Source organism: Ureibacillus sp. FSL K6-3587 (genome assembly GCF_038593165.1).
Classification (GTDB): Bacteria; Bacillota; Bacilli; order Bacillales_A; family Planococcaceae; genus Ureibacillus; species Ureibacillus suwonensis.
This window is the reverse complement of record NZ_CP151969.1, coordinates 407,981-427,543: the sequence shown is the minus strand read 5'-3', so window position 1 is coordinate 427,543 and position 19,563 is coordinate 407,981. Positions and strand designations below refer to the sequence as shown.

General features: G+C 42.4%; 18 protein-coding genes and 2 pseudogenes. 16 read left to right on the top strand and 4 right to left on the bottom strand.

Annotated features, from left to right (window positions below; translation table 11 throughout):
* Positions 1-254: 254 nt before the first annotated feature.
* From NSS77_RS02100 to NSS77_RS02090, 3 genes are all read right to left on the bottom strand, one after another.
* Entirely contained in the window at positions 255-1,832 is a 1,578-nt protein-coding gene (locus NSS77_RS02100) for an IS66 family transposase (protein ID WP_340715078.1), read from the bottom strand.
* A gap of 61 nt (positions 1,833-1,893) precedes the next feature.
* Positions 1,894-2,250, bottom strand: coding sequence for an IS66 family insertion sequence element accessory protein TnpB (gene tnpB, locus NSS77_RS02095; protein WP_145986160.1), 357 nt, complete (start codon positions 2,248-2,250; stop codon positions 1,894-1,896).
* Positions 2,244-2,564 carry a hypothetical protein gene (locus tag NSS77_RS02090; protein ID WP_003352856.1) on the bottom strand — a complete coding sequence of 107 codons (321 nt, stop codon included), beginning with the start codon at positions 2,562-2,564 and terminating at the stop codon, positions 2,244-2,246. Before NSS77_RS02090 ends, tnpB begins: the two co-directional genes overlap by 7 nt.
* Before the next feature lie 302 nt (positions 2,565-2,866).
* Here NSS77_RS02090 and NSS77_RS02085 point away from each other — a divergent pair, with 302 nt between their 5' ends.
* Entirely contained in the window at positions 2,867-3,097 is a 231-nt protein-coding gene (locus NSS77_RS02085) for a hypothetical protein (RefSeq protein ID WP_342470172.1), read from the top strand.
* 587 nt (positions 3,098-3,684) lie between these two features.
* On the opposite strand, the gene NSS77_RS02080 is transcribed toward NSS77_RS02085, so the two are convergent.
* Complete coding sequence (locus NSS77_RS02080) at positions 3,685-4,551, bottom strand: HD domain-containing protein (protein WP_342470171.1); 867 nt, start codon at positions 4,549-4,551, stop codon at positions 3,685-3,687.
* Positions 4,552-4,771: 220 nt separating this feature from the next.
* Here NSS77_RS02080 and NSS77_RS02075 point away from each other — a divergent pair, with 220 nt between their 5' ends.
* The 15 genes and pseudogenes from NSS77_RS02075 to NSS77_RS02005 all read left to right on the top strand — a co-directional run bounded on the left by NSS77_RS02075 (position 4,772) and on the right by NSS77_RS02005 (position 19,017).
* The gene (locus NSS77_RS02075) at positions 4,772-5,623 is read left to right on the top strand and encodes a DegV family protein (RefSeq protein ID WP_342470170.1); all 852 of its coding nucleotides are present in this window, start codon (positions 4,772-4,774) and stop codon (positions 5,621-5,623) included.
* 79 nt (positions 5,624-5,702) lie between these two features.
* Complete coding sequence (locus NSS77_RS02070) at positions 5,703-7,136, top strand: DEAD/DEAH box helicase family protein (RefSeq protein WP_342470169.1); 1,434 nt, start codon at positions 5,703-5,705, stop codon at positions 7,134-7,136.
* Positions 7,137-7,257: 121 nt separating this feature from the next.
* Positions 7,258-7,956 carry a ComF family protein gene (locus tag NSS77_RS02065; protein ID WP_342470168.1) on the top strand — a complete coding sequence of 233 codons (699 nt, stop codon included), beginning with the start codon at positions 7,258-7,260 and terminating at the stop codon, positions 7,954-7,956.
* Positions 7,957-8,129: 173 nt separating this feature from the next.
* The gene (locus tag NSS77_RS02060; protein WP_342470166.1) at positions 8,130-8,558 is read left to right on the top strand and encodes a TIGR03826 family flagellar region protein; all 429 of its coding nucleotides are present in this window, start codon (positions 8,130-8,132) and stop codon (positions 8,556-8,558) included.
* 136 nt (positions 8,559-8,694) lie between these two features.
* Positions 8,695-8,958 carry a flagellar biosynthesis anti-sigma factor FlgM gene (gene flgM / locus NSS77_RS02055; RefSeq protein ID WP_342470165.1) on the top strand — a complete coding sequence of 88 codons (264 nt, stop codon included), beginning with the start codon at positions 8,695-8,697 and terminating at the stop codon, positions 8,956-8,958.
* Positions 8,959-9,018: 60 nt separating this feature from the next.
* On the top strand, positions 9,019-9,516 hold the full coding sequence (locus NSS77_RS02050) for a flagellar protein FlgN (protein ID WP_342470164.1): 498 nt from the start codon (positions 9,019-9,021) through the stop codon (positions 9,514-9,516).
* 263 nt (positions 9,517-9,779) lie between these two features.
* Entirely contained in the window at positions 9,780-11,447 is a 1,668-nt protein-coding gene (gene flgK / locus NSS77_RS02045) for a flagellar hook-associated protein FlgK (protein WP_342470163.1), read from the top strand.
* Between the two features lie 41 nt (positions 11,448-11,488).
* Positions 11,489-12,364, top strand: a complete 876-nt coding sequence (flgL, locus tag NSS77_RS02040) for a flagellar hook-associated protein FlgL (RefSeq protein WP_342470162.1) — start codon at positions 11,489-11,491, stop codon at positions 12,362-12,364.
* Positions 12,365-12,446: 82 nt separating this feature from the next.
* A complete protein-coding gene (locus NSS77_RS02035) occupies positions 12,447-13,010 on the top strand; it encodes a DUF6470 family protein (protein WP_342470161.1) in 564 nt (187 codons plus the stop codon).
* Positions 13,011-13,025: 15 nt separating this feature from the next.
* The gene (fliW, locus tag NSS77_RS02030; protein WP_342470160.1) at positions 13,026-13,469 is read left to right on the top strand and encodes a flagellar assembly protein FliW; all 444 of its coding nucleotides are present in this window, start codon (positions 13,026-13,028) and stop codon (positions 13,467-13,469) included.
* The gene (csrA, locus tag NSS77_RS02025; protein WP_342470159.1) at positions 13,469-13,693 is read left to right on the top strand and encodes a carbon storage regulator CsrA; all 225 of its coding nucleotides are present in this window, start codon (positions 13,469-13,471) and stop codon (positions 13,691-13,693) included. Before fliW ends, csrA begins: the two co-directional genes overlap by 1 nt.
* Before the next feature lie 160 nt (positions 13,694-13,853).
* Positions 13,854-14,268 (top strand): annotated as a pseudogene (locus NSS77_RS02020) (flagellin); the annotation flags it as partial.
* 882 nt (positions 14,269-15,150) lie between these two features.
* Positions 15,151-15,525, top strand: a pseudogene (locus NSS77_RS02015) (flagellin); the annotation flags it as partial.
* A gap of 147 nt (positions 15,526-15,672) precedes the next feature.
* Positions 15,673-17,199, top strand: coding sequence for a flagellin (locus NSS77_RS02010; RefSeq protein WP_342470158.1), 1,527 nt, complete (start codon positions 15,673-15,675; stop codon positions 17,197-17,199).
* A gap of 171 nt (positions 17,200-17,370) precedes the next feature.
* Positions 17,371-19,017, top strand: a complete 1,647-nt coding sequence (locus NSS77_RS02005; RefSeq protein ID WP_342468503.1) for an IS1182 family transposase — start codon at positions 17,371-17,373, stop codon at positions 19,015-19,017.
* Positions 19,018-19,563: the final 546 nt, after the last annotated feature.

Genomic DNA, 19,563 nt, shown 5'->3' with positions numbered 1-19,563 from the left:
TGCTTATCCGCGCAAGCATGGGTTGCATCAGGGTAAAGGAGGGGATGTCCTGGGTGAGAGGGAGTGCATCTGGTTAAGAGGAAGGGGAGGGAGTATCTGAGTGAGAGGAATGCTTATCCGCGCAAGCATGGGTTGCATCCAGGTAGGGAGGGGATGTCCTGGGTGAGAGGAATTGCATCTGGGCAAGGGGAGGGGGGAGATCCTAGGTAAGCGTAAAATAATCCCCACCTTTTAATGATAGGGATTAAATACTATTATTGTGATAAGTTATTAAAAACCCGACAATTCAAAGGAATTGTTTTGGACCAAGGAAGTAGTTGATCAAGCTCATCCATATTGCTTATATCCATATTGGGAAGCCTTTCAAATAAGTAGCGAAGATAATAAAATGGATTTAATTTATTCTCTTTTGCTGTCTCCACAATACTGTAAATGATTGAGCTGGCCTTAGCTCCTTTCGGAGTATTGCTAAAAATCCAGTTCTTCCTTCCGATCACAAATGGTTTAATGGATCGTTCACTTCGATTATTATCGATTTCTAAACGTCCATCCTCTAAAAATGCCACGAGTTTTTCCCATTGGTTGAGGCAGTATGTAATGGCTTGACCTAATAGACTCTTTGGTAAAACATTGCTTTTCTCTGTTTTTAGCCATGCTGAAAAAGCCTCCAACAATGGTTGGCTGTGTTTAAGTCGTTTTTTATATCGTTCTTCTGGTGTACATTCTTTCAAATCACGCTCGATGGCAAATAGCTGATTACAGAAATTGAGTCCTTCCCGAGCTGTGACTGCTGAATGACGTTTGGATTCAGGAAGTACGTTTAAAGCCTCATCGAACTTTCTGCGGGCATGAGCCCAACATCCAACTAATGTTACGCCGGATATCTTATGGTATCCTGCATATCCATCGACATGCAGGTATCCTTTAAACCCTTTTAGGAATTCTTTGGCATGTTCTCCTGCTCTAGTTTCCTGATAGTCATAAAGGACAAGTGGTGGATCCTCTCTTCCAGTCCGATAAAGCCACATGTAAGATTTCGATGTACTTGACCTTCCAGGTTCATGTAAAACCTGAACAGTTGTTTCATCCGCATGTAGAATGTCTTTAGAGAGGAGATGCTCTTTCATTCGTTGATAAATTGGCGCAAGCCATTTTTCGGCACCATAAAGCATCCAATTGGCCATGGTTTGCCGGGATAAGATCACACCTAATCGTTTGAACTGTTGTTCTTGGCGATATAGAGGTAGCCCCTCTACATATTTTTGATTCATAATATAGGCCATGCTTGACGGTGAAGCTAAACTTTTTGGATACACAGATTTTGGGGCAGGTGCTGTAACGATTGGTGTCTCTATTTCATTACGCTCACAATGACGGCATCCATAGACATATCGAACGTGTTTTAAAACTTTGACTTGAGCCGGAATAATCACTAATTCTTGTCGTACTTCTGTGCTCATTTCGTGTGTTTTTTCACCGCAACACGAACAGACCTGCTCTTCTTCGGGTAAACGATATTCAATCGTTTCCATAGGCAGGTTTTCAAACGTAGCTTGACGTTGACCACGTTTCTTTTTACGACGATATGTAATTGTTTCAACAGTTGGCTCTTCGGCTTTTACATTAGACTCTACCTCTGCTTCATTGAATAAAGGTAGTTCTAATTGATTAGGATTTGTTTTTTCGCTTGAAGAGCCAAATTTTCGTTTTTGACTAAGACGATACTGTTCTTCATACCATCGTAATTTCGCCGTCAATTCAACGATTTGCTGTTGAAGTTTTTCAATTAATTCAAATGGGTTTTGGTTAGGATTCTTTAAATTTTTCATCATGTAGTAATAATTCGACGGTTTTAGCTATTTTCCTCCAAGGTTTTTGTTAAAAGTAAAAAATTCATATAACTGTTCTAGCCTTTACTTCTGGGTGTGCTTTCTTTTGCTCCATTGGAAGACCATCCAATAACCAGCGTAATTGCCGATAACTAATTTGTATCGTTCCAGTGTCATTTTCATTTGGCCATTGAAATTTTCCTTTTTCCAATCGACGATAATAAAGCCAAAAACCATTATAGTCCCAGTGAAGAATTTTTAATTTATCTCGCTTTCGATTACAGAACACAAAATAACTTGATGAAAAGGGATCTAAATCAAATCCCTCTTTCACCAAAGCAGCTAATCCATCAATGGATTTTCTCAAATCAGTACTTCCTTTTGCCAAGTAAACTCGTTCAGCTCTTGTACCAACTAACATGTTGATTTCAACGTCCTAACCACTTCTGAAAGAAAGGCCGGATCGAAACCAGGTTTTACTTCAATTGAAATCCCACTAATTTCAATCCGTAATGAATTTTCAACTGTTTGTGAATGATCTTCTAGGGTAACGGATGCCCATTTTGTAGACTTTCCTTGATTTTTTATTGGATTTTCAATTTTTCTTAACCAGTATTTAAACTGGTGAATACTCCATTGATTTTCCTTGCACCAGTTTACTTGAGTTTGACCGCTTTTACGATAGTCAGCGATTCGTTGTTCCCAAACCTTTCGTAATTCAGGATTCTTAGGCATAAAAAAACCTCCTTCAATTTCATCATGAGGAGATTATCTCATGAAATTAGCACATCAAGAAGGTGTGCAAGATTTGACGCTTACGATCCTAGGGGAGAGGAATGCTTATCCGCGCAAGCATGGGTTGCATCCGGGTAAGGGAGGGGATGTCCTGGGTGAGAGGAATTGCATCTGGGCAAGGGGAGGGGGGAGATCCTAGGGGAGAGGAATGCTTATCCGCGCAAGCATGGGTTGCATCCGGGTAAGGGAGGGGATGTCCTGGGTGAGAGGGAGTGAATCCGGGTAAGAGGGGGGAGTTAGGGATGCTATCCGAGCAAGAGGAGGAGTTATCCGAGCAAGAGAAGGAGTTATCCGAGCAAGAGGGAGTGCTATCCGAGCAAGAGGGAGTGCTATCAGAGAAAGAGGGAGTGCTATCCGAGCAAGATGAGGGCTTATCCGAGCAAGAGGGGATGTTATCCGAGCAAGATGAGGGCTTATCCGAGCAAGAGGAGGAGCTATCCGAGCAAGCAGGGGCCGCATCTGAGCTGGAGTAGGAATCATCCGCACCAAACGAGGCCGTATCCACACTAAATGAAGTAGTATCCGCACCAAATGAAGTATCAACCGCACCAACCGAGGCCGTATCCGCACCAAATGAAGTAGTATCCGCACCAAACGAGGCCGTATCTGCACCAAATGAAGTATCAACCGCACCAAACGAAGCCGTATCCACACAAAATAAAGCCGTATCTGCACCAACCGAGGCCGTATCCGCACCAAATGAAGTAGTATCCGCACCAAACGAGGCCGTATCCGCACCAAATGAAGTAGTATCCGCACCAAACGAGGCCCTATCTGCACCAAATGAAGTAGTATCCGCACCAAACGAGGCCCTATCTGCACCAAATGAAGTATCAACCGCACCAACCGAGGCCGTATCCACACTAAATAAAGCACCATCCGCACCAAGCCCACCCCAAATGAGAAGGTATCCCCACTGAATAAAGCAGCACCAAACCAAAAAGCACCCCCCCACCCCAAAGCACAACCTGCCACACAAATAAAAAAAGAGCGAATCATCACCATTCGCTCCAATCAAAAAGTGTGCGCAAAGCAGAGAAGCTCCGCGCCACCATCCACCTTATAACTTCGATTTATTTTTTTCCACATACTTGAACAGTTCCTGATCGGACCATTGCAATTTGTTTTGCAGCGCAATGAAAAATGCTGCCAAAATGAGCGGGCCTTCCGAATTCATTTCAAACTGCATTCCTTGGGAAGAGAGATCTTCCAACTTGTCCAAAAGATGTTCCTGTTCATCCCGATACAGTTGTTCCGCCTCTTCCACGATGCATTCCACAAACCGGAGCAATTGCCGGGACGCCAATTCTTTTCCGACACCTTCATTGATATGAAGATACGCGCATTCAAAAATCAGGGAAATTTCCTGCTCCGAAAGAAAATCAATGGAACCGAAAACCGCTTTCACTTCTTCCTCCAAATCGCCAATCAACGGAAATTCCCTCTTTCTTCGTAAAAGCGCCTTCACAATGCTTGAATAATACCAATGCTGCTCCCGCTTTCCCCGATTGAACCGTTGCCAAATGGCATCCCCCATCACATCCAAATCCTCGTGAATCGTCTGCAAATTATGGAGTTTATCAGCCACAATGACTTGCAGTTCTTCCAAAGAAGCGTCTTTTATATGCTCAATTGTGTGCTGCTTTCTCACTTCCCAAGGCAAGCTTTTGTACTGCTCGGAGGCTGATTGCACGAGATTTGCGATGCGGAGTCCGAATTCATCTTTCAATTCCTCAAATGTCGTATCTGTATCTTCCAGCGTATCATGCAAAATTCCGGCAGCAATCACTTCTTCGGAACAGTTCGCCCGCTGCAGCATCATCCCCACTGCAAAAGGGTGTGTTATGTATGGGATATCCGTCCCTTTCCGCACTTGATTTCTATGTACTTTCGCAGCAAATACAATCGCTTTGTCTACAATGTTCATTTTCACCCTCCTGTCAGTTTTAAGAATATACCAAAATTCGCTCCAACACAATTTGAGTGGTGAAATTCGGCCATGAAAAAATTCCTGGTGGAAACCTTCCCCACTATTCACAGAAAATTTATAGGATTATCGAGAATGAAATAATCAATTCACAGAAAATTTTTTCGTATTAACAAGTAAGATATCTTTTTGTATGATAGGTTCATAGGAGAGTGGAAATATGAGCATTGCAGTCGTAACAGATAGTACTGCCTATTTATCGCCCGAAGAACGTAAGCAACACAATATTTACATGATTCCATTAAGTGTCACGCTGGAAGATGGCGTTTATGAAGAGGAAGTCGAAATCCAGGCAAAGGAATTTTACGATAAAGTTCGGAATGCCAAAGTGTTTCCAAAAACTTCTCAGCCGTCCATCGGCAAATTTGTCGAGTTGTTTGAAACGCTGGCAAAAGAGTATGATGAAGTCATTTGCATCCATTTATCCAGTGGAATCAGCGGGACATATCAAAGCGCGATGCAAGCCGGAAACATGGTGGAAGGCATCAAAGTGCGCGTCTTTGACAGTGAGATTTCCTGTTCGCCGCAAGGATATTATGCTTTGCAGGCGGCAAAAATGGCGGGCGAAGGGAAATCGTCCGCGGTAATTCTGGAAACTTTGGAAGCTTTGAAACGCCGGATGCGCGCTTACTTTATTGTGGATGATTTGTCCCACTTGCAACGGGGAGGAAGGCTTTCATCCGCGGCGGCCATCGTGGGCGGATTGCTGCAAATCAAGCCGATTCTTCATTTTGAAAATAAAGTCATCGTTCCTTTTGAAAAAATCCGCACGAAGAAAAAGGCGATAAACCGCGTGGAGGAGCTGCTTGCACAGGATGCGGCCCAATATGATCGCATTTATGCCATGCTGATTCATGCCAATCGAGAGGAAGAAGCGAGGGAATGGATGGCGAAATTGCAGGAAAAGTTTCCAAACGTGGAATTTGCATTGAGTTATTTTGGCCCGGTAATCGGCACCCACTTGGGAGAAGGATCTTTAGGATTGGGATGGGTGCCGGAAATCAGTGAATAAAAGAAATACATGCAGCCTCTACTTGCCATAGTAGGGGCTTTTTTATTTGCTCAAGACAAATCCAGGAAAGGAGAATGCCATGAAATACATCTTAAAAAACAGTCAAGCCAAACGGTACAAAGGAATCATCGTGGAACCGGAAATCCGGGATTTCTTCATCGGGAAAATTTGGTCGAGAGAAAATCCCCCTTTTCCAAGAACGAAAATGGAACAATATATCAAGAAAAACTTTTTTAAAATAACACCTGCTATATCAATCAAACATTCCTCTTCCATATTCGCCAATAAGAAATATGTTTGCAATCGATGCCACAATGACAACCGGCATGAATTTGTGGAATTTGACTGTGCCCGATGCGGAAAAATTTGCGTTTATTGCAGACATTGCATCAACATGGGGAGGATGTGCAGCTGTACGGATCTCCTAAGTTGGAATGGGCCTGTCGGGAAATTAAATCGGCGCCACATTTTCGACTGGAATGGCACTTTTACCGAATTGCAGCGGCAAGCTTCGGAAGAATTGTTGGAAAGTCTCAACCGGCAGAGGAATCACCTCGTCCATGCGGTTTGTGGCGCCGGGAAGACGGAGATCTTGTTTCCGGCCGTTTTTCATTGCTTGCGGAAAGGATGCAGAGTTTGTATTGCAACCCCAAGAACCGATGTTGTATTGGAATTATTTCCACGTTTTCAAAAGGTTTTCCCAAATACTATTATCCATGCTTATTATGGGGATGCCCCCAAACAAACGGGATTTGCGCAGCTGGTCATTGCAACGACCCACCAACTGTACCGTTTCGAGAAGGCGTTTGATGTTGTCATTGTGGATGAAGCGGATGCGTTTCCGTACACCTTCGATCTTTCTTTGCAAAAAGCCGTTTGGAAGGCGCGGAAGGAAAGAGCTCCCGTTGCGCTCGTCACTGCCACGCCGTCTGTCGGGATTTTGTCCAAAGTAAAAAAAGAGAATTGGGGTTATTCGTTCATCCCGAAAAGGTATCATGGCCATCCGCTCCCGGTGCCGCGTTTTGAGCCCCTTTGGTTTTATGAAAGGCAAATGATGAAAGGAAGAATCCCGAAAAAATTGGCTCAATGGACGAAAATGCGGCTTGAGCGCGGGGAACCGTTTTTCATTTTCTTCCCGACGATTCAGCTGATGCAGAAGGCGGCACCTTCCTTTCAACATATTCACCCTGGCATTGTAAGCGTCCACGCAAATGATCCGGAGAGGAAAGAGAAAGTCATGCAACTGCGGAAGGAAGAAGTTCCCGGATTATTGACGACGACGATTTTGGAGAGGGGCGTGACAATCAAAAATGTGCAAGTGGCGGTCGTTGGGGCGGAGTCGAAGATATTCACTTCCAGCGCTTTGGTCCAAATCAGCGGCCGCGTCGGAAGGAATGCGGAATTCCCTGATGGGGAAATCGTCTTTTTCCATCATGGAATCTCCGCAGAAATGGACGCGGCCAGAAACGAAATCCTCCGATTGAACAGGGAAGCGTTCGGCGTTACGGAATGAATGGCACCGCTCCACTCAATCAGGATGGAATCAGGAAGGGCAATTAAAAATATGGAAGGGAGTTTAGAGGCAAAACCGCCTTCACCCGAAAAGAAAGAAATTCAGTCGAAAGGAGGATCCAATGAACCGTTCCGAGATAGAAAATTGCCTTCTTTGCAACTCTCCGTTAAACACCCAAATGGACTGGAAAGGGCTTTTCTTCAACCGGTTCCCAAAAACCCTCTGCCATGAATGCGAAGAAAAATTTGTACGGTATAATCATGACAAAGATGAAGAAGTGTTTTCGTTATATGAATATAATAAACCGATGCAAGATTATTTGCATCGATATAAGTTCATGCATGATGTGCTGCTGGCCAAAGTATTCGCGGAACCGATCCATCAGTGCCTGAAAAACAGGAAAGAAATGATTGTGCCGATTCCAATGCATCCCCAAAAATTAAAGGACCGCACTTTTGCCCATGTGGATGAATTGCTGAAGCAGGCGCAAATCCCTTTCGTCCACATCCTTGAGAAAACCACGTTGGAAACGCAAGGGGGGAAAACGCGGGAGGAGCGGATGAACACGCCCCAGATTTTCCGGTTAAAAGAGAATGCCCAAATCAAAGACAGGGACATTCTCCTGGTTGACGACATATATACGACCGGAACGACCATCCGCCATGCCATACGGGCGCTTATGGAAGGAGGGGCCAAATCGGTAAAAGCCTTTACGTTAATCAGGGTAAGCGGTTTCCATGACCAAACAATTGACCGGTCCAGCCCCGCAAATCAAAAAATCACATCGTCGCAAGTCCCGAAAAATATTAAAAAATGGTGAACAATATTTACAAATTTAGTTACTAAATAATAGTATGAATTTAACGAAATATGACAATTTTCATTGTTGGTGTATAATGAAAACAAGGAAATCCGGCTTATACGAAGCTCATTGGAATCCGTGTTTTTGAAAGCCGTTACATGAAGAAATTCTGCTTGAGAGGGGGACCGGTCATGGGAGAAATCCGAAATTGTCCGAGTTGCGGTGAATTTTTCAACTATGTGGGAATACGGGATGTTTGCTATAAGTGCGCCCAAAAGGAAGAGGAAATGTATCAAATCGTTTACCGTTTTTTGAGAAAACGGGAAAACCGCGCTGCGACAGTGGACCGAATTGTGGAAGCCACTGGTGTCGACCGGGAATTGTTGTATAAATGGGTCCGCAAAGGCCGCCTTCATCCCGCCGTTTTTCCGAACTTGGGCTACCCTTGCGACAACTGCGGACGTTTGACGACGCAAGGGAAACTTTGTGAACGTTGTACGGAAGAATTAAAAACCGACTTGCGCACGTATGAAGCCGCGAAGGAATTCAGGGAAAATGTTCAGAAAAATGAACGCGCTACATATTTGGCGGATAAAGGGAAACATGCCAAAGAGAATTAATGGGTCAAAAGTTGCTCACATCACCATTATTGGTATACTGATAATGGTGCAATATGTGAGTTTTTTATTTTTTTATTTAACATTTTCGTGAACAAACCGAAATAAGAATTAGACAGGTTATGAAGGGGGCTAACTTGTGAAAATTAATCCAATCAATACGAATTCGGTAAATCCTTATACCAAACAGATTCGGAATATGAATGCTCCAAAAACAAAATCAACGAATATGGATAAAATCGAAATTTCGGATGCGGCGAAAGAATTGCAAGTGGTGTCCGACTACAGCACGGAACGCGCGGAAAAGGTCCAACGCTTGAAACAGCAGATCCAGCTTGGCCAATATAAAGTGGATCCCCACAAAGTCGCGGAAGATATGTTGAGATTTTATCGTTTGAAATAAAAGGAAAGTTGTGCGGAGCTTCATTCATGAAAACGAATTTATTCAAAGGAGTCCAAAACCATGTCAGTTCAACCGATCATAACAATATTGGAAAAGCTTGAAAAAATGCATAAAAGTTTGCTCGAACATGCATACAGAAAGACGGAGCTTGTGAAAAACAATGACATGGATGAACTGGATCAAATGTTGAAAATCGAGCAATCCCACGTCGCGGCGATCGAACAGTTGGAAGCGCAACGGCAGCAAAAGGTCATGGAATATTTTCAGGAAAAAGGCATTGCGGTGTCCAACGCCCCAACGGTTGAGGAGCTGATTGAAGCGGTGGAAGATGAGGAAGAGCGAAAGCAGCTTGAGGATGTCCGCAATCGGTTAATGAAAATCATTGTGGATCTGAAGCTGCAAAATGAATTGAACCAACAGCTGATTTTCAATTCATTGCAAGTGGTGAACGTCACGCTCAACATGTTGCGTCCTCAGCAGGAGCAAATCAATTATTCCGATAAAACGGTGCGCGGAGGAAACGCTCCACGGCAATCGCTGTTTGATTCGCAGGCGTAACTGTCGGATTTGTTGAAACGCTAGTGAAAATTGGTGATTCACGCTTTGCGGCGGGGCGCAACTTCTACAGTCTGCCGCAAGCTTTTATACATAGATTTGCAAAATTGGATGCAGGTGCATAAAGCTTCACCTTGGTTGAAAGAACATCATCCAATGGTATCACGAAATGTTTTCCCCCCTTTTTAAAAATTGATTGCGGAAGGGGACCTGAATTCCCTTCCTCCCATTTTTTCATACATATTTTCAGTAAGGAGGAGACCCTTATGCGCTCCACATTCATGGGACTGGAAGCAAGCAAACGAGGTTTGTTCACGCAACAAACAGCTTTATATACAACAGGCCATAACATTGCGAATGCCAATACGGAAGGGTATTCGAGACAAAGAATCATTATGTCGCCAACTTTGGGTTATCCCGGTGCAGGCTTAAATGCCCCGATGACACCCGGCTATATCGGAACAGGGGTAAAAGCGGAATCAGTACAGCGGGTCCGGGATGAATTCATCGACCGCCAGTACCGCCAGGAAACGAACAAACTTGGCTATTGGGAAACGAAAGCCAATGCGATTTCACAAATGGAAGATGTCATGTCGGAGCCTTCTGAATATGGTTTGGATGAAGCATTCCGCCTGTTTTGGAGCGCCCTTCAAGACGTCAGCGCCAACCCGGACGATACAGCGGCCAGAAAAGTGGTCGTGCAACGGGCGATCCATTTGGCGGATTCCTTCAACTATATTGATACGCAACTGAAACAGATTCAAGGAAACCTGGGCAACGAAATCAAAGTTTCCGTTGAACAAATCAACTCCATCTTGGAACAAATCGCAAACATCAATAAAGAAATCCAAGCCGTTGAACCAAATGGCTATGTGCCGAACGATTTGTATGACAAACGGGATTTGTTGGTGGATCAATTGAATGAATACTTCCCGGTTTCCATCGAGCGGGTCCCTTCTGGAGGAAACGCTTCGAAAGTGGCGGAAGGAAGCTACACCATCAAGTTGAATGTCAAAGATAATAGTGGCAGCTATTCGGAAATTGTTTTGGTTGAGGGTGGAAACTATGCCACTTTGCGGGCACTTGATACAAGCGGGAAGCTTGTAGACGGGGACGAAGATACGGATCCTGCCAATCCCCAATTGGCATATCTGCCGTTCCATCAATTAGAGATCAGCATGGGCAACAAAACTCAAACGATAGGACAAGAAAATTTCCAAGAGTTCAAAGGGAAATTGTTGTCGCTGATCGATTCCTTTGGGTATAGCACAGATGGCACCAACAACACCATCCAAGGCTATTTCCCGGAAATGCTCCAAAGTTTGGATAAATTGGCGAACGCTTTTGTACAAGCTTTCAATAAAGTCCATGAAGCAGGGTATACGTTGGGGAAAAGTGACGATCCGGACACATCTGTGAATGGAATTTCATTTTTTGATCCAGCCGGACTTACTGCGGGCACGATCAAAGTGAACGACGCGCTTGTAAAAGATCCGAACCTGGTGGCTGCATCCAGCGTTCAAGGGGAAGAAGGAAACGGCAAATGGGCGCTGATTCTGGCAAATCTGCAATCCATGCCGATCAATAATAAAGAATCCATCGGCAAGATCAAGGATAAAGACGGAAACGAAACAACGGTGGAATTGCCTGATAATCTGGGATTGGACGGCGCAACTTTCCAATCCTATTACCAAGGCCTCATCGGACAACTTGGGGTAGACGGGCAAAAGGCGAACTTGCTCAAAACGAACACTGAAACGATCCGTCTGACTGTTGAAAACAACCGTGCTTCGATGAGTTCAGTTTCCCTTGATGAAGAAATGACGGATATGATCCGTTTCCAGCAGGCTTACAGTGCAAATGCCCGGATGATCACGGTGATTGATGAATTGTTGGACAAAGTCATCAACGGCATGGGAAGAGCAGGATTATAACGGTTTAATGTTCTTCAACGAATGAAGAAAGGAGAAAGAACATGCGTGTAACTCAATCAATGTTATCGAATAATATGCTTCGAAACTTGAGCAACAGTTATTCCAAAATCGGGAAATATCAGGAACAAATCACGACCGGCAGAAAATTCACACGCCCGTCGGATGATCCTGTTTCTACGGTAAAAGGCATGGCTTTCCGCACAGATTTGAATAAAGCGGAACAATTCACCCGCAATATCCAGACGGTCAACAACTGGCTGGATACGACCGATGACGCCCTTGACCAAGCGGGTACCGCCCTGCACCGCATAAAAGAATTGTTGGTTCAAGCGGCGAATGATACAAACACATCAAGCGACCGGACAAAAATAAAAGAAGAAATCGAACAGATAAAACTGCAATTAAGAGACATAGCGAATACGAAAGTCGGAAATAAATACATATTCTCAGGAACAAAAACATTGGCACCCGTTTTTGACGAAAGTGGCATGACGGGCCATATCAACGAAGAGATTGTCCAAATCGAGGTTTTTGACGGGATTAAACTGGATGTGAATATACCGGGAAAAACATTGTTTGGGAATATTGATAATTTTATGAGCAACCTTTCAAACCTTCTGAATGACGATACAAAAACCGGGGAAGATATTTCGGAGATGTTGGGTGATTTGGATCAGCTGTATGAAGACGTTCTCGCGGCGCGTGCGGATATCGGCGCCCGTCAAAACCGGGTGGAATTGATGACAAATCGTCTGGCATTGCATGAAACGAATGTGACAAAACAGCTTTCAGAAAATGAGGATGTCGATTATGCGAAAGCCATCACGGAAATGATCACAGCGGAATCCATTCACCAAGCCGCTCTGTCAGTCGGTGCAAAAATCATTCAGCAAACATTGGTAGATTTTATTCGATAATTAAACCACTTTATAAAAAGAAAAATCGATCAGCGTTTGGACGACCCGGTTCAAACGCTTTTCTTGAAATGCAGGTGATTTTATGAGGTTCCCCGAAATTCATATCCGCACATACGATATCATCATGGATTGGAACATTCAAGATCCGGTCCAAACGATCCGCCAACCGAGAGCGGATCAGCATATCGAGCAGCCGGCTGCAATTCTGGAAATCAACTCCACTCGCGCCCAATTGCATCTCGATACAACACAGGCCCGCCGTGATCTTGGTTTGGTGGGGCCATTAGAGTCCATTGACAATTATGCGAAAGAAGGAAAAAAAGCGGTTCTGGAAGGGATGGCAAGACGGGCAAAGGAAGGGCGCCAAATCATGGAGAATGCCGGAAAGGGCATGGGGCGTCAAATCATTCAAAACATTGCCAAAGAAAAATTTGGTCCGAAGCCATTGCAATTCAACTTGAAATTCGTGCCTTCCATCGGCTCGGTAAAAGTTGATTATATCCCTGGCGAAACGGAAATAAATATTACACCGCAGAAACCGAAGATTGATGTGCAGATGAATAAACCGATCCATGAATATACGCCTGGAAAAATTACAGGTGAAGTACTACAATATCCTAAAGTGGAAATTGATGTGACTTTATAGATGGGAGATAACACGATGCAAATTCAAACGAAATTTTTAGGCGAAGTGGAAATCCAAGAAGAAGAAATCATCACATTGACAAGCGGGCTTTTGGGATTGGAAGATTATACGAAATACGTCTTGCTGCCATTGGAAAAAGACAGCCCCCTTGCATTTTTCCAATCAGTGGAAGAACCGCAAGTCGGGTTTGTTGTCGCCTATCCTTTTGCTTTCAAAAAAGATTATGCTTTCGATATCAGTGAAACCGATAAAGAAGACTTGCAGGTTGAAAAAGAAGAAGAACTGATTGCCTATTCCATCGTCACTGTAAAAGAGCCTTTTGAGTCATCAACTTTGAATTTACTCGCCCCAATCGTGATCAATAGCGTAAAAAAATGCGGAAAACAAATTGTGTTGCAAGACAACGAAGCCTTTCCGCTGCGCTTCCCGATTGCTGAGCCAAAAGGAAGTGTGAAATAATGTTGGTCCTTTCCAGGAAAATCAATGAATCCATCATCATCGGAGAAAACATCGAAATCAAGGTGCTGTCCATTGACGGCGATCAAGTGAAACTGGGAATCGTGGCACCGAAAAACGTCAAAGTCCATCGAAGCGAAGTATACGAGGCGATTCAGGAACAAAATAAAGCGGCGTTGAATATTAATGCGGATATCATTAAGAAGCTGAAAAAAAATCTTGAGTGAGCACCGGCTGCCGTATTTTTGGCAGCCGTTTTTTTATCGCTTCTAAAATTATTTTAGTAAAATAATTAAACATTGTAACAAACTTACGATAAATATGTAGTAGTAGCTTTATAGCTAGAATACATGGATGTGGAAAATTAACCAGCACGGAGGAAAATGTATGATTATTCAACACAACATCACAGCTTTAAACACAAATAGAAATCTAAATTCCAATAACACACAAGCAAGCAAAGCATTGGAAAAACTATCTTCCGGTTATAAAATTAACCGTGCTGGAGATGATGCGGCTGGGCTTGCAATTTCTGAAAAAAATGCGAAGCCAAATTCGAGGATTGGAAATGGCTAGCAAAAATGCGCAAGATGGGATTTCATTGATTCAAACGGCGGAAGGAGCGATGAACGAAGTCCACTCGATTTTACAAAGAGGCCGTGAACTATCGGTGCAAGCAGCTAACGATACAAATGTTGAAGAAGATCGGGAAGCAATTCAAAAAGAAATTGAACAAATAAAAGAAGAAATCAATCGCATCGGCTTAACTACCGAATTCAACACGCGAAAAATTCTTCAAGGTGCTAATGCATTAGGAACTGGGGACCCAGAAATTGAACAATTTTTATCGGATTTAGCAAATTATATGTTTGAAACAGCGGAAGATATGGTAAGAAATGCTTACGGTATTGAAACTCCTGCCAATACGCAAATCACCATTAAATTTGAAGAAGGCGAATCTGATTATAATGCATATTTCAACTCGTATCCATCGAATCATATAGTGTTTAATTTAACGAATATGTTCAAAAATAGTTCATCTGATTTTGAACCTGATACTTCAGTTGCCCATGAAATGACACATGCCATAATGTCTGCTTCAGGTATATGGTTGAGCAAATCACCAAACTGGTTTGTAGAAGGGACAGCAGAGTATTTATCAGGTGGTAATGACCGGGTTCGTTATAAATTGGGTGCGAAATTAAATGACCCGGCTCAAAAAGCACAAGCACTCACTGATTATGTTAGTGGGGAGTTGGCAAAATGGACCGATCCAGACAATAAAGATTCCCTTGACTACGGCGCAAGTTATTTGGCTGTACGTTATTTGGAGAAATTTTTAAATGACAATGGAAAGGATACGGATCATGCTGATTTACCGGATTTAATGAAGGAATTGACAAAGGGTGGATCACTGGCAGATGCACTTAATAGTTTAACCGGTAAAACTCTTGATAATTTTTATGATGAGTTAAAAGATGTAACCAAAGCCGGTGCTTATTTAGCAACAATCGACTATGATACAGTTGGAGCTATTTTATCGCCAACTGAAACAGATAATACAAAAACAGTGCCTGATGACAAAAATCCCATTGATACATAAGATCAATTTACATATATTTGGGATGCAAGTACAGGCCACTCATCCACTCAAGATTCAAACACATCGGAAATTCATTTACTTATTGGGGCAAACGAAGGGCAAAGCATGATTGTTCAATTGCCAAATATATCGATTTCAGGGTTAGGAATTACAGACGTCGATCTTTCTACACAAGAAGGTGCCAGTGAGGCAATTACAAGCTTTGACAATGCCATCCAAAAGGTTTCAGAAAAACGGGCATATTTGGGAGCTGTTCAAAATCGTTTGGAACATACCATCAATAACTTAGGAACTGCTGCAGAAAACTTGTCTGCTGCAGAATCCCGTATTCGAGATACGGATATGGCAAAAGAAATGATGGACTTTACAAAACAAAATATTTTAATGCAAGCTGCTCAATCCATGCTTGCGCAAGCCAACCAGCAGCCTCAAGGTGTATTACAATTATTGCAGTAAAATATTTTCAAATTTACTATTAAACAAATGAAACCGGTGTCGATAATAATACTGTAAAGCTTGGGAGTGAAAAATTATTTTTCTGCCAAACTTTGCTTACCACAAGGATGTGGGACATCAAATACATATTTCAAGGAGGAATTCCTTATGAGAATTCAACACAATATTTCAGCATTAAACACACATCGTAACCTAACAGCTAACAACTCTCAAGCTTCAAAAAACCTTGAGAAATTGTCTTCCGGTTACAAAATCAACCGTGCAGGCGACGACGCAGCAGGTTTGGCAATTTCCGAAAAAATGCGCGGACAAATCCGCGGTTTGGACATGGCATCTAAAAACTCTCAAGATGCAATCTCTTTGATCCAAACAGCAGAAGGTGCGTTAAACGAAACACATGCAATCCTACAACGCATGCGTGAACTTGCAGTACAATCTTCAAACGATACTAACGTAACGGATGACCGTGAAGCATTACAAAAAGAAATTGACCAATTAACTCAAGAAATTGACCGAATTGCAAACACAACTGAGTTCAACACGCAAAAATTATTAGATGGTTCCTTCAAAGGTACGTTCCAAATTGGTGCCAACGAAGGTCAAAGCATTAACTTGAATATTAATAAAATGGGTGCAGCAGCCCTTGGCTTAACTGCAACTACAACTGTTCAAAGTGATGTGGAAGTTTCTAAAGTTACTGGAGCGGATCCAGATGCAACAGCAAAAGCATTAGCTGATGGTGTTTATACTGTAGATGGTACAAAAGTATTGGATAGTAATGGAAATCAAGTTGGTACTGTCGATGGTACAGCAGTAAAATTAACAGATACTGTTTCTCAATATGATTTTGATGAATCTGCTGCTGTTACTGATGGCTCTACTATTACAGTGAAAAATGGTAAAGCAACATTAGAATCTAAATTTGATGATGTTGTTGAAACGGTAACAGGTTCTACTACTGATAAATCAATTGCTGATGGGGAATATACAGTAAGTTCTGATGGTACTAAATTATTAAATAGCTCTGGTACTGAAGTAGCGGATGTAACCGTTTCAGGTAATGTAATTACTTCTACTGATGGAACTGATACAACAACTTATACTTTCACTGGTAACTTAAATGCTGGAGATAAAATCACGCTTGACAGCAATGATGCAACAGCTACAATTGCAAATGGTGCAAAAGAATTAGCAGCTGGTAGCTATGAAATCTCTGGTTCAAACGTAATTAAAGATGGTCAAGTAGTAGGTACGTTTGATACTACAAAAAAAGAAGCAACTATAAAAGTTGGAGATAAAGATATTAAGGTTGATTCTGCAAAATTAAATTTAGATACAGCATTAGCAAATGGTTCTAAATTTGAAATTAATGGTGTGAATGTTTCTAACCGCGAATCAGCTTCATCAACAATTTCAAAAATCGACGATGCAATTAAATCCGTTTCTGAACAACGTGCTACACTTGGTGCTGTTCAAAACCGCTTAGAACATACAATCAACAACTTAGGTACAGCATCTGAAAACTTAACAGCTGCTGAATCCCGTATCCGTGATACAGATATGGCGAAAGAAATGATGGAATTCACGAAAAACAACATCTTAATGCAAGCTGCTCAATCTATGCTAGCTCAAGCAAACCAACAACCTCAAGGTGTTCTTCAATTATTACAATAATTGATGATCAATACAAAGAGGCTGGGACAAAACCCCCTCTAAAATGGAAACAGCCCATGAAATTTTGGAATGAAATTTCATGGGCTGTTTTTCATTTTTTCAATAAAAAATAAGGACCTCTTCTGTTAAAATTAAGTTAGCACACCAAACCTAACAGAAAGAAGGGTCCTTATGTTCAAATATTATAACATGAATCAATTAGTTTTGCCTCTAGATTTAGAAATAAAATTACAAGAAAATGATATTGCCTTCCACATTCACCATTTAGTTGAAAGTATCCCCGATGAAGCCTTTCAGCCGTTTCTTCGAAATACAGGTTGTCCTGCTTATCATCCACGCATGATGCTAAAAATTATTTTGTGTGCTTATTCCCAATCAGTCTTTTCAGGTCGGAAAATTGAAGCCCTTTTAAAGGACAGTATTCGGATGATGTGGTTGGCACAAGGCTATGAACCAAGTTATCGGACGATCAATCGTTTTCGTGTGCATCCGGAAGTAAAAGAATTAATTCGTCAATGTTTTGTCCAATTCCGTTGCCAACTGGTGGAAGAAAAATTAATTGATCAAGAAGCAATTTTCATTGACGGTACAAAGATTGAAGCGAATGCCAACCGATTTACTTTTGTGTGGAAAAAATCCATTGAAAAATACAACAAAAGCTTAATTGAAAAATCCAATCAGCTCTACAACGAACTGTTAGAGAAGGAAATCATCCCTGAAATGGAGCGGGAAAATGAGGGAGAACTGTCCGTTGAAGAACTCGCTCAAATGGTGCAACAAGTCGATGAAGTGATTACGGAATATGACCAAAAGATAGAAGCATCGCCCGATGCCACAGAACGAAAAGCATTAAGAAGCGAACGGAAATATCCGAAGCGAGTGTACAAACAGTTGATTGACTTGATTTTACGTAAACAAAAGTATCAAAAAGACTTCGAAATCTTGGGTGAACGGAATAGTTATTCCAAAACAGACTTAGATGCGACGTTCATGCGAATGAAAGACGACTATATGAAAAACGGTCAATTGAAGGCTGGATACAACGTACAAATCGCAACAGAAGGTCAATACGCACTGGCTTATGGCATTTTTCCAAATCCTACCGATACACGTACATTGATTCCGTTCTTGAATGAGATTGAGAAGCATTATTTTCCATTGCCAAAATATATTGTCGCAGATGCTGGTTATGGTAGTGAACAGAACTATGAGGACATCCTTTCGAATCGAAAATGTGAGGCACTTATTCCATATACCATGTATGAGAAAGAACAAAAGAAGAAATATAAACAAAACCCATTTCATCCAGACAATTGGACGTACGACGAAGAAAGTGATACCTACACGTGTCCGAATCAGCAGCGGGTAACCTTCCGATATCGTTCTGTACGTACCGATAAGACCGGTTTCAAACGAGAATTGAAAATCTATGAATGTGAAAACTGTTCGGGATGTCCATTCCGTTCTTCATGTACAAAAGCAAAGGAAGGCAACCACCGAAAAGTCATGGTGAATGAAAAATGGGAACGACAAAAAGAATATGTAAGAGCGAAGCTTTCAGAAGAAAAAGCAGGTTCTATTTTCCGTCAACGTAAAATGGACGTAGAACCAGTTTTTGGATTCTTGAAGGCTAATTTGCGTTTCACTCGATTTTCCGTCCGAGGAAAATCGAAGGTGGAAAATGAAATGGGGATTGCCTTAATGGCCGTGAATTTACGGAAATACACGGCCAACAAAGATCAACTGACCAAAAATAATGGAGAGAAATGGAAAAAGGAGAATTTGAGTTGGCTCAAATTCTCCTTTTTCCTATTTTGAAGCTAGTTTTGTCCCAGCCTCTTTTTGTGCGCCCGGCATGTACATGAACTATAGGGTGTAAGTCCCGAACCCCGAAGACAGAAGTAGAGGTTAGCCAAGAGCAAGGGTGTCCGTGGTGACGCGGAATCTGAAGGAAGCTGGAGGCAAAACACCGGTCCGAGGAACACGAACCTCATATAAGGCTAGGTATGATTGAGTGAGTTTGCAAAACAAAACAAAGCTCTTTCTGTCGAAGGTCATATCGAGTAGATGAGGCGGATAGATGGTGTGAAAGTGCATGTACTTACCCGGGGAGGTCTGGCGGATAGGTGAAGTACGCTTCATAACCTACTTAGTGATAAGTAGCTGAACCGTCAGAAGTCAGCAGAGGTCATAGTATTAGTTGGTCTAGAACAACTAAGAAGGACCGAACAATTAAGAGAGAATAGCCCTTGGCATTCAGTGAGTCATGATGAAAACAGAAAACGTAGTACCTCACTTGAGGAAGGAAGCGGTGAATCCCGTGGGGGACCTCTTGGAGGGTGGAGTGACCACTGGCATAAAGAG

Excerpts from the sequence above, each read along its gene's own strand:
- NSS77_RS02100 (WP_340715078.1), bottom strand. The coding sequence starts at position 1,832 with ATGATGAAAAATTTAAAGAATCCTAACCAAAACCCATTTGAATTAATT.
- tnpB (WP_145986160.1), bottom strand. The coding sequence starts at position 2,250 with ATGTTAGTTGGTACAAGAGCTGAACGAGTTTACTTGGCAAAAGGAAGT.
- NSS77_RS02090 (WP_003352856.1), bottom strand. The coding sequence starts at position 2,564 with ATGCCTAAGAATCCTGAATTACGAAAGGTTTGGGAACAACGAATCGCT.
- NSS77_RS02085 (WP_342470172.1), top strand. The coding sequence starts at position 2,867 with ATGCTATCCGAGCAAGAGGAGGAGTTATCCGAGCAAGAGAAGGAGTTA.
- NSS77_RS02080 (WP_342470171.1), bottom strand. The coding sequence starts at position 4,551 with ATGAACATTGTAGACAAAGCGATTGTATTTGCTGCGAAAGTACATAGA.
- NSS77_RS02075 (WP_342470170.1), top strand. The coding sequence starts at position 4,772 with ATGAGCATTGCAGTCGTAACAGATAGTACTGCCTATTTATCGCCCGAA.
- NSS77_RS02070 (WP_342470169.1), top strand. The coding sequence starts at position 5,703 with ATGAAATACATCTTAAAAAACAGTCAAGCCAAACGGTACAAAGGAATC.
- NSS77_RS02065 (WP_342470168.1), top strand. The coding sequence starts at position 7,258 with ATGAACCGTTCCGAGATAGAAAATTGCCTTCTTTGCAACTCTCCGTTA.
- NSS77_RS02060 (WP_342470166.1), top strand. The coding sequence starts at position 8,130 with ATGGGAGAAATCCGAAATTGTCCGAGTTGCGGTGAATTTTTCAACTAT.
- NSS77_RS02050 (WP_342470164.1), top strand. The coding sequence starts at position 9,019 with ATGTCAGTTCAACCGATCATAACAATATTGGAAAAGCTTGAAAAAATG.
- flgK (WP_342470163.1), top strand. The coding sequence starts at position 9,780 with ATGCGCTCCACATTCATGGGACTGGAAGCAAGCAAACGAGGTTTGTTC.
- flgL (WP_342470162.1), top strand. The coding sequence starts at position 11,489 with ATGCGTGTAACTCAATCAATGTTATCGAATAATATGCTTCGAAACTTG.
- NSS77_RS02035 (WP_342470161.1), top strand. The coding sequence starts at position 12,447 with ATGAGGTTCCCCGAAATTCATATCCGCACATACGATATCATCATGGAT.
- fliW (WP_342470160.1), top strand. The coding sequence starts at position 13,026 with ATGCAAATTCAAACGAAATTTTTAGGCGAAGTGGAAATCCAAGAAGAA.
- csrA (WP_342470159.1), top strand. The coding sequence starts at position 13,469 with ATGTTGGTCCTTTCCAGGAAAATCAATGAATCCATCATCATCGGAGAA.
- NSS77_RS02010 (WP_342470158.1), top strand. The coding sequence starts at position 15,673 with ATGAGAATTCAACACAATATTTCAGCATTAAACACACATCGTAACCTA.
- NSS77_RS02005 (WP_342468503.1), top strand. The coding sequence starts at position 17,371 with ATGTTCAAATATTATAACATGAATCAATTAGTTTTGCCTCTAGATTTA.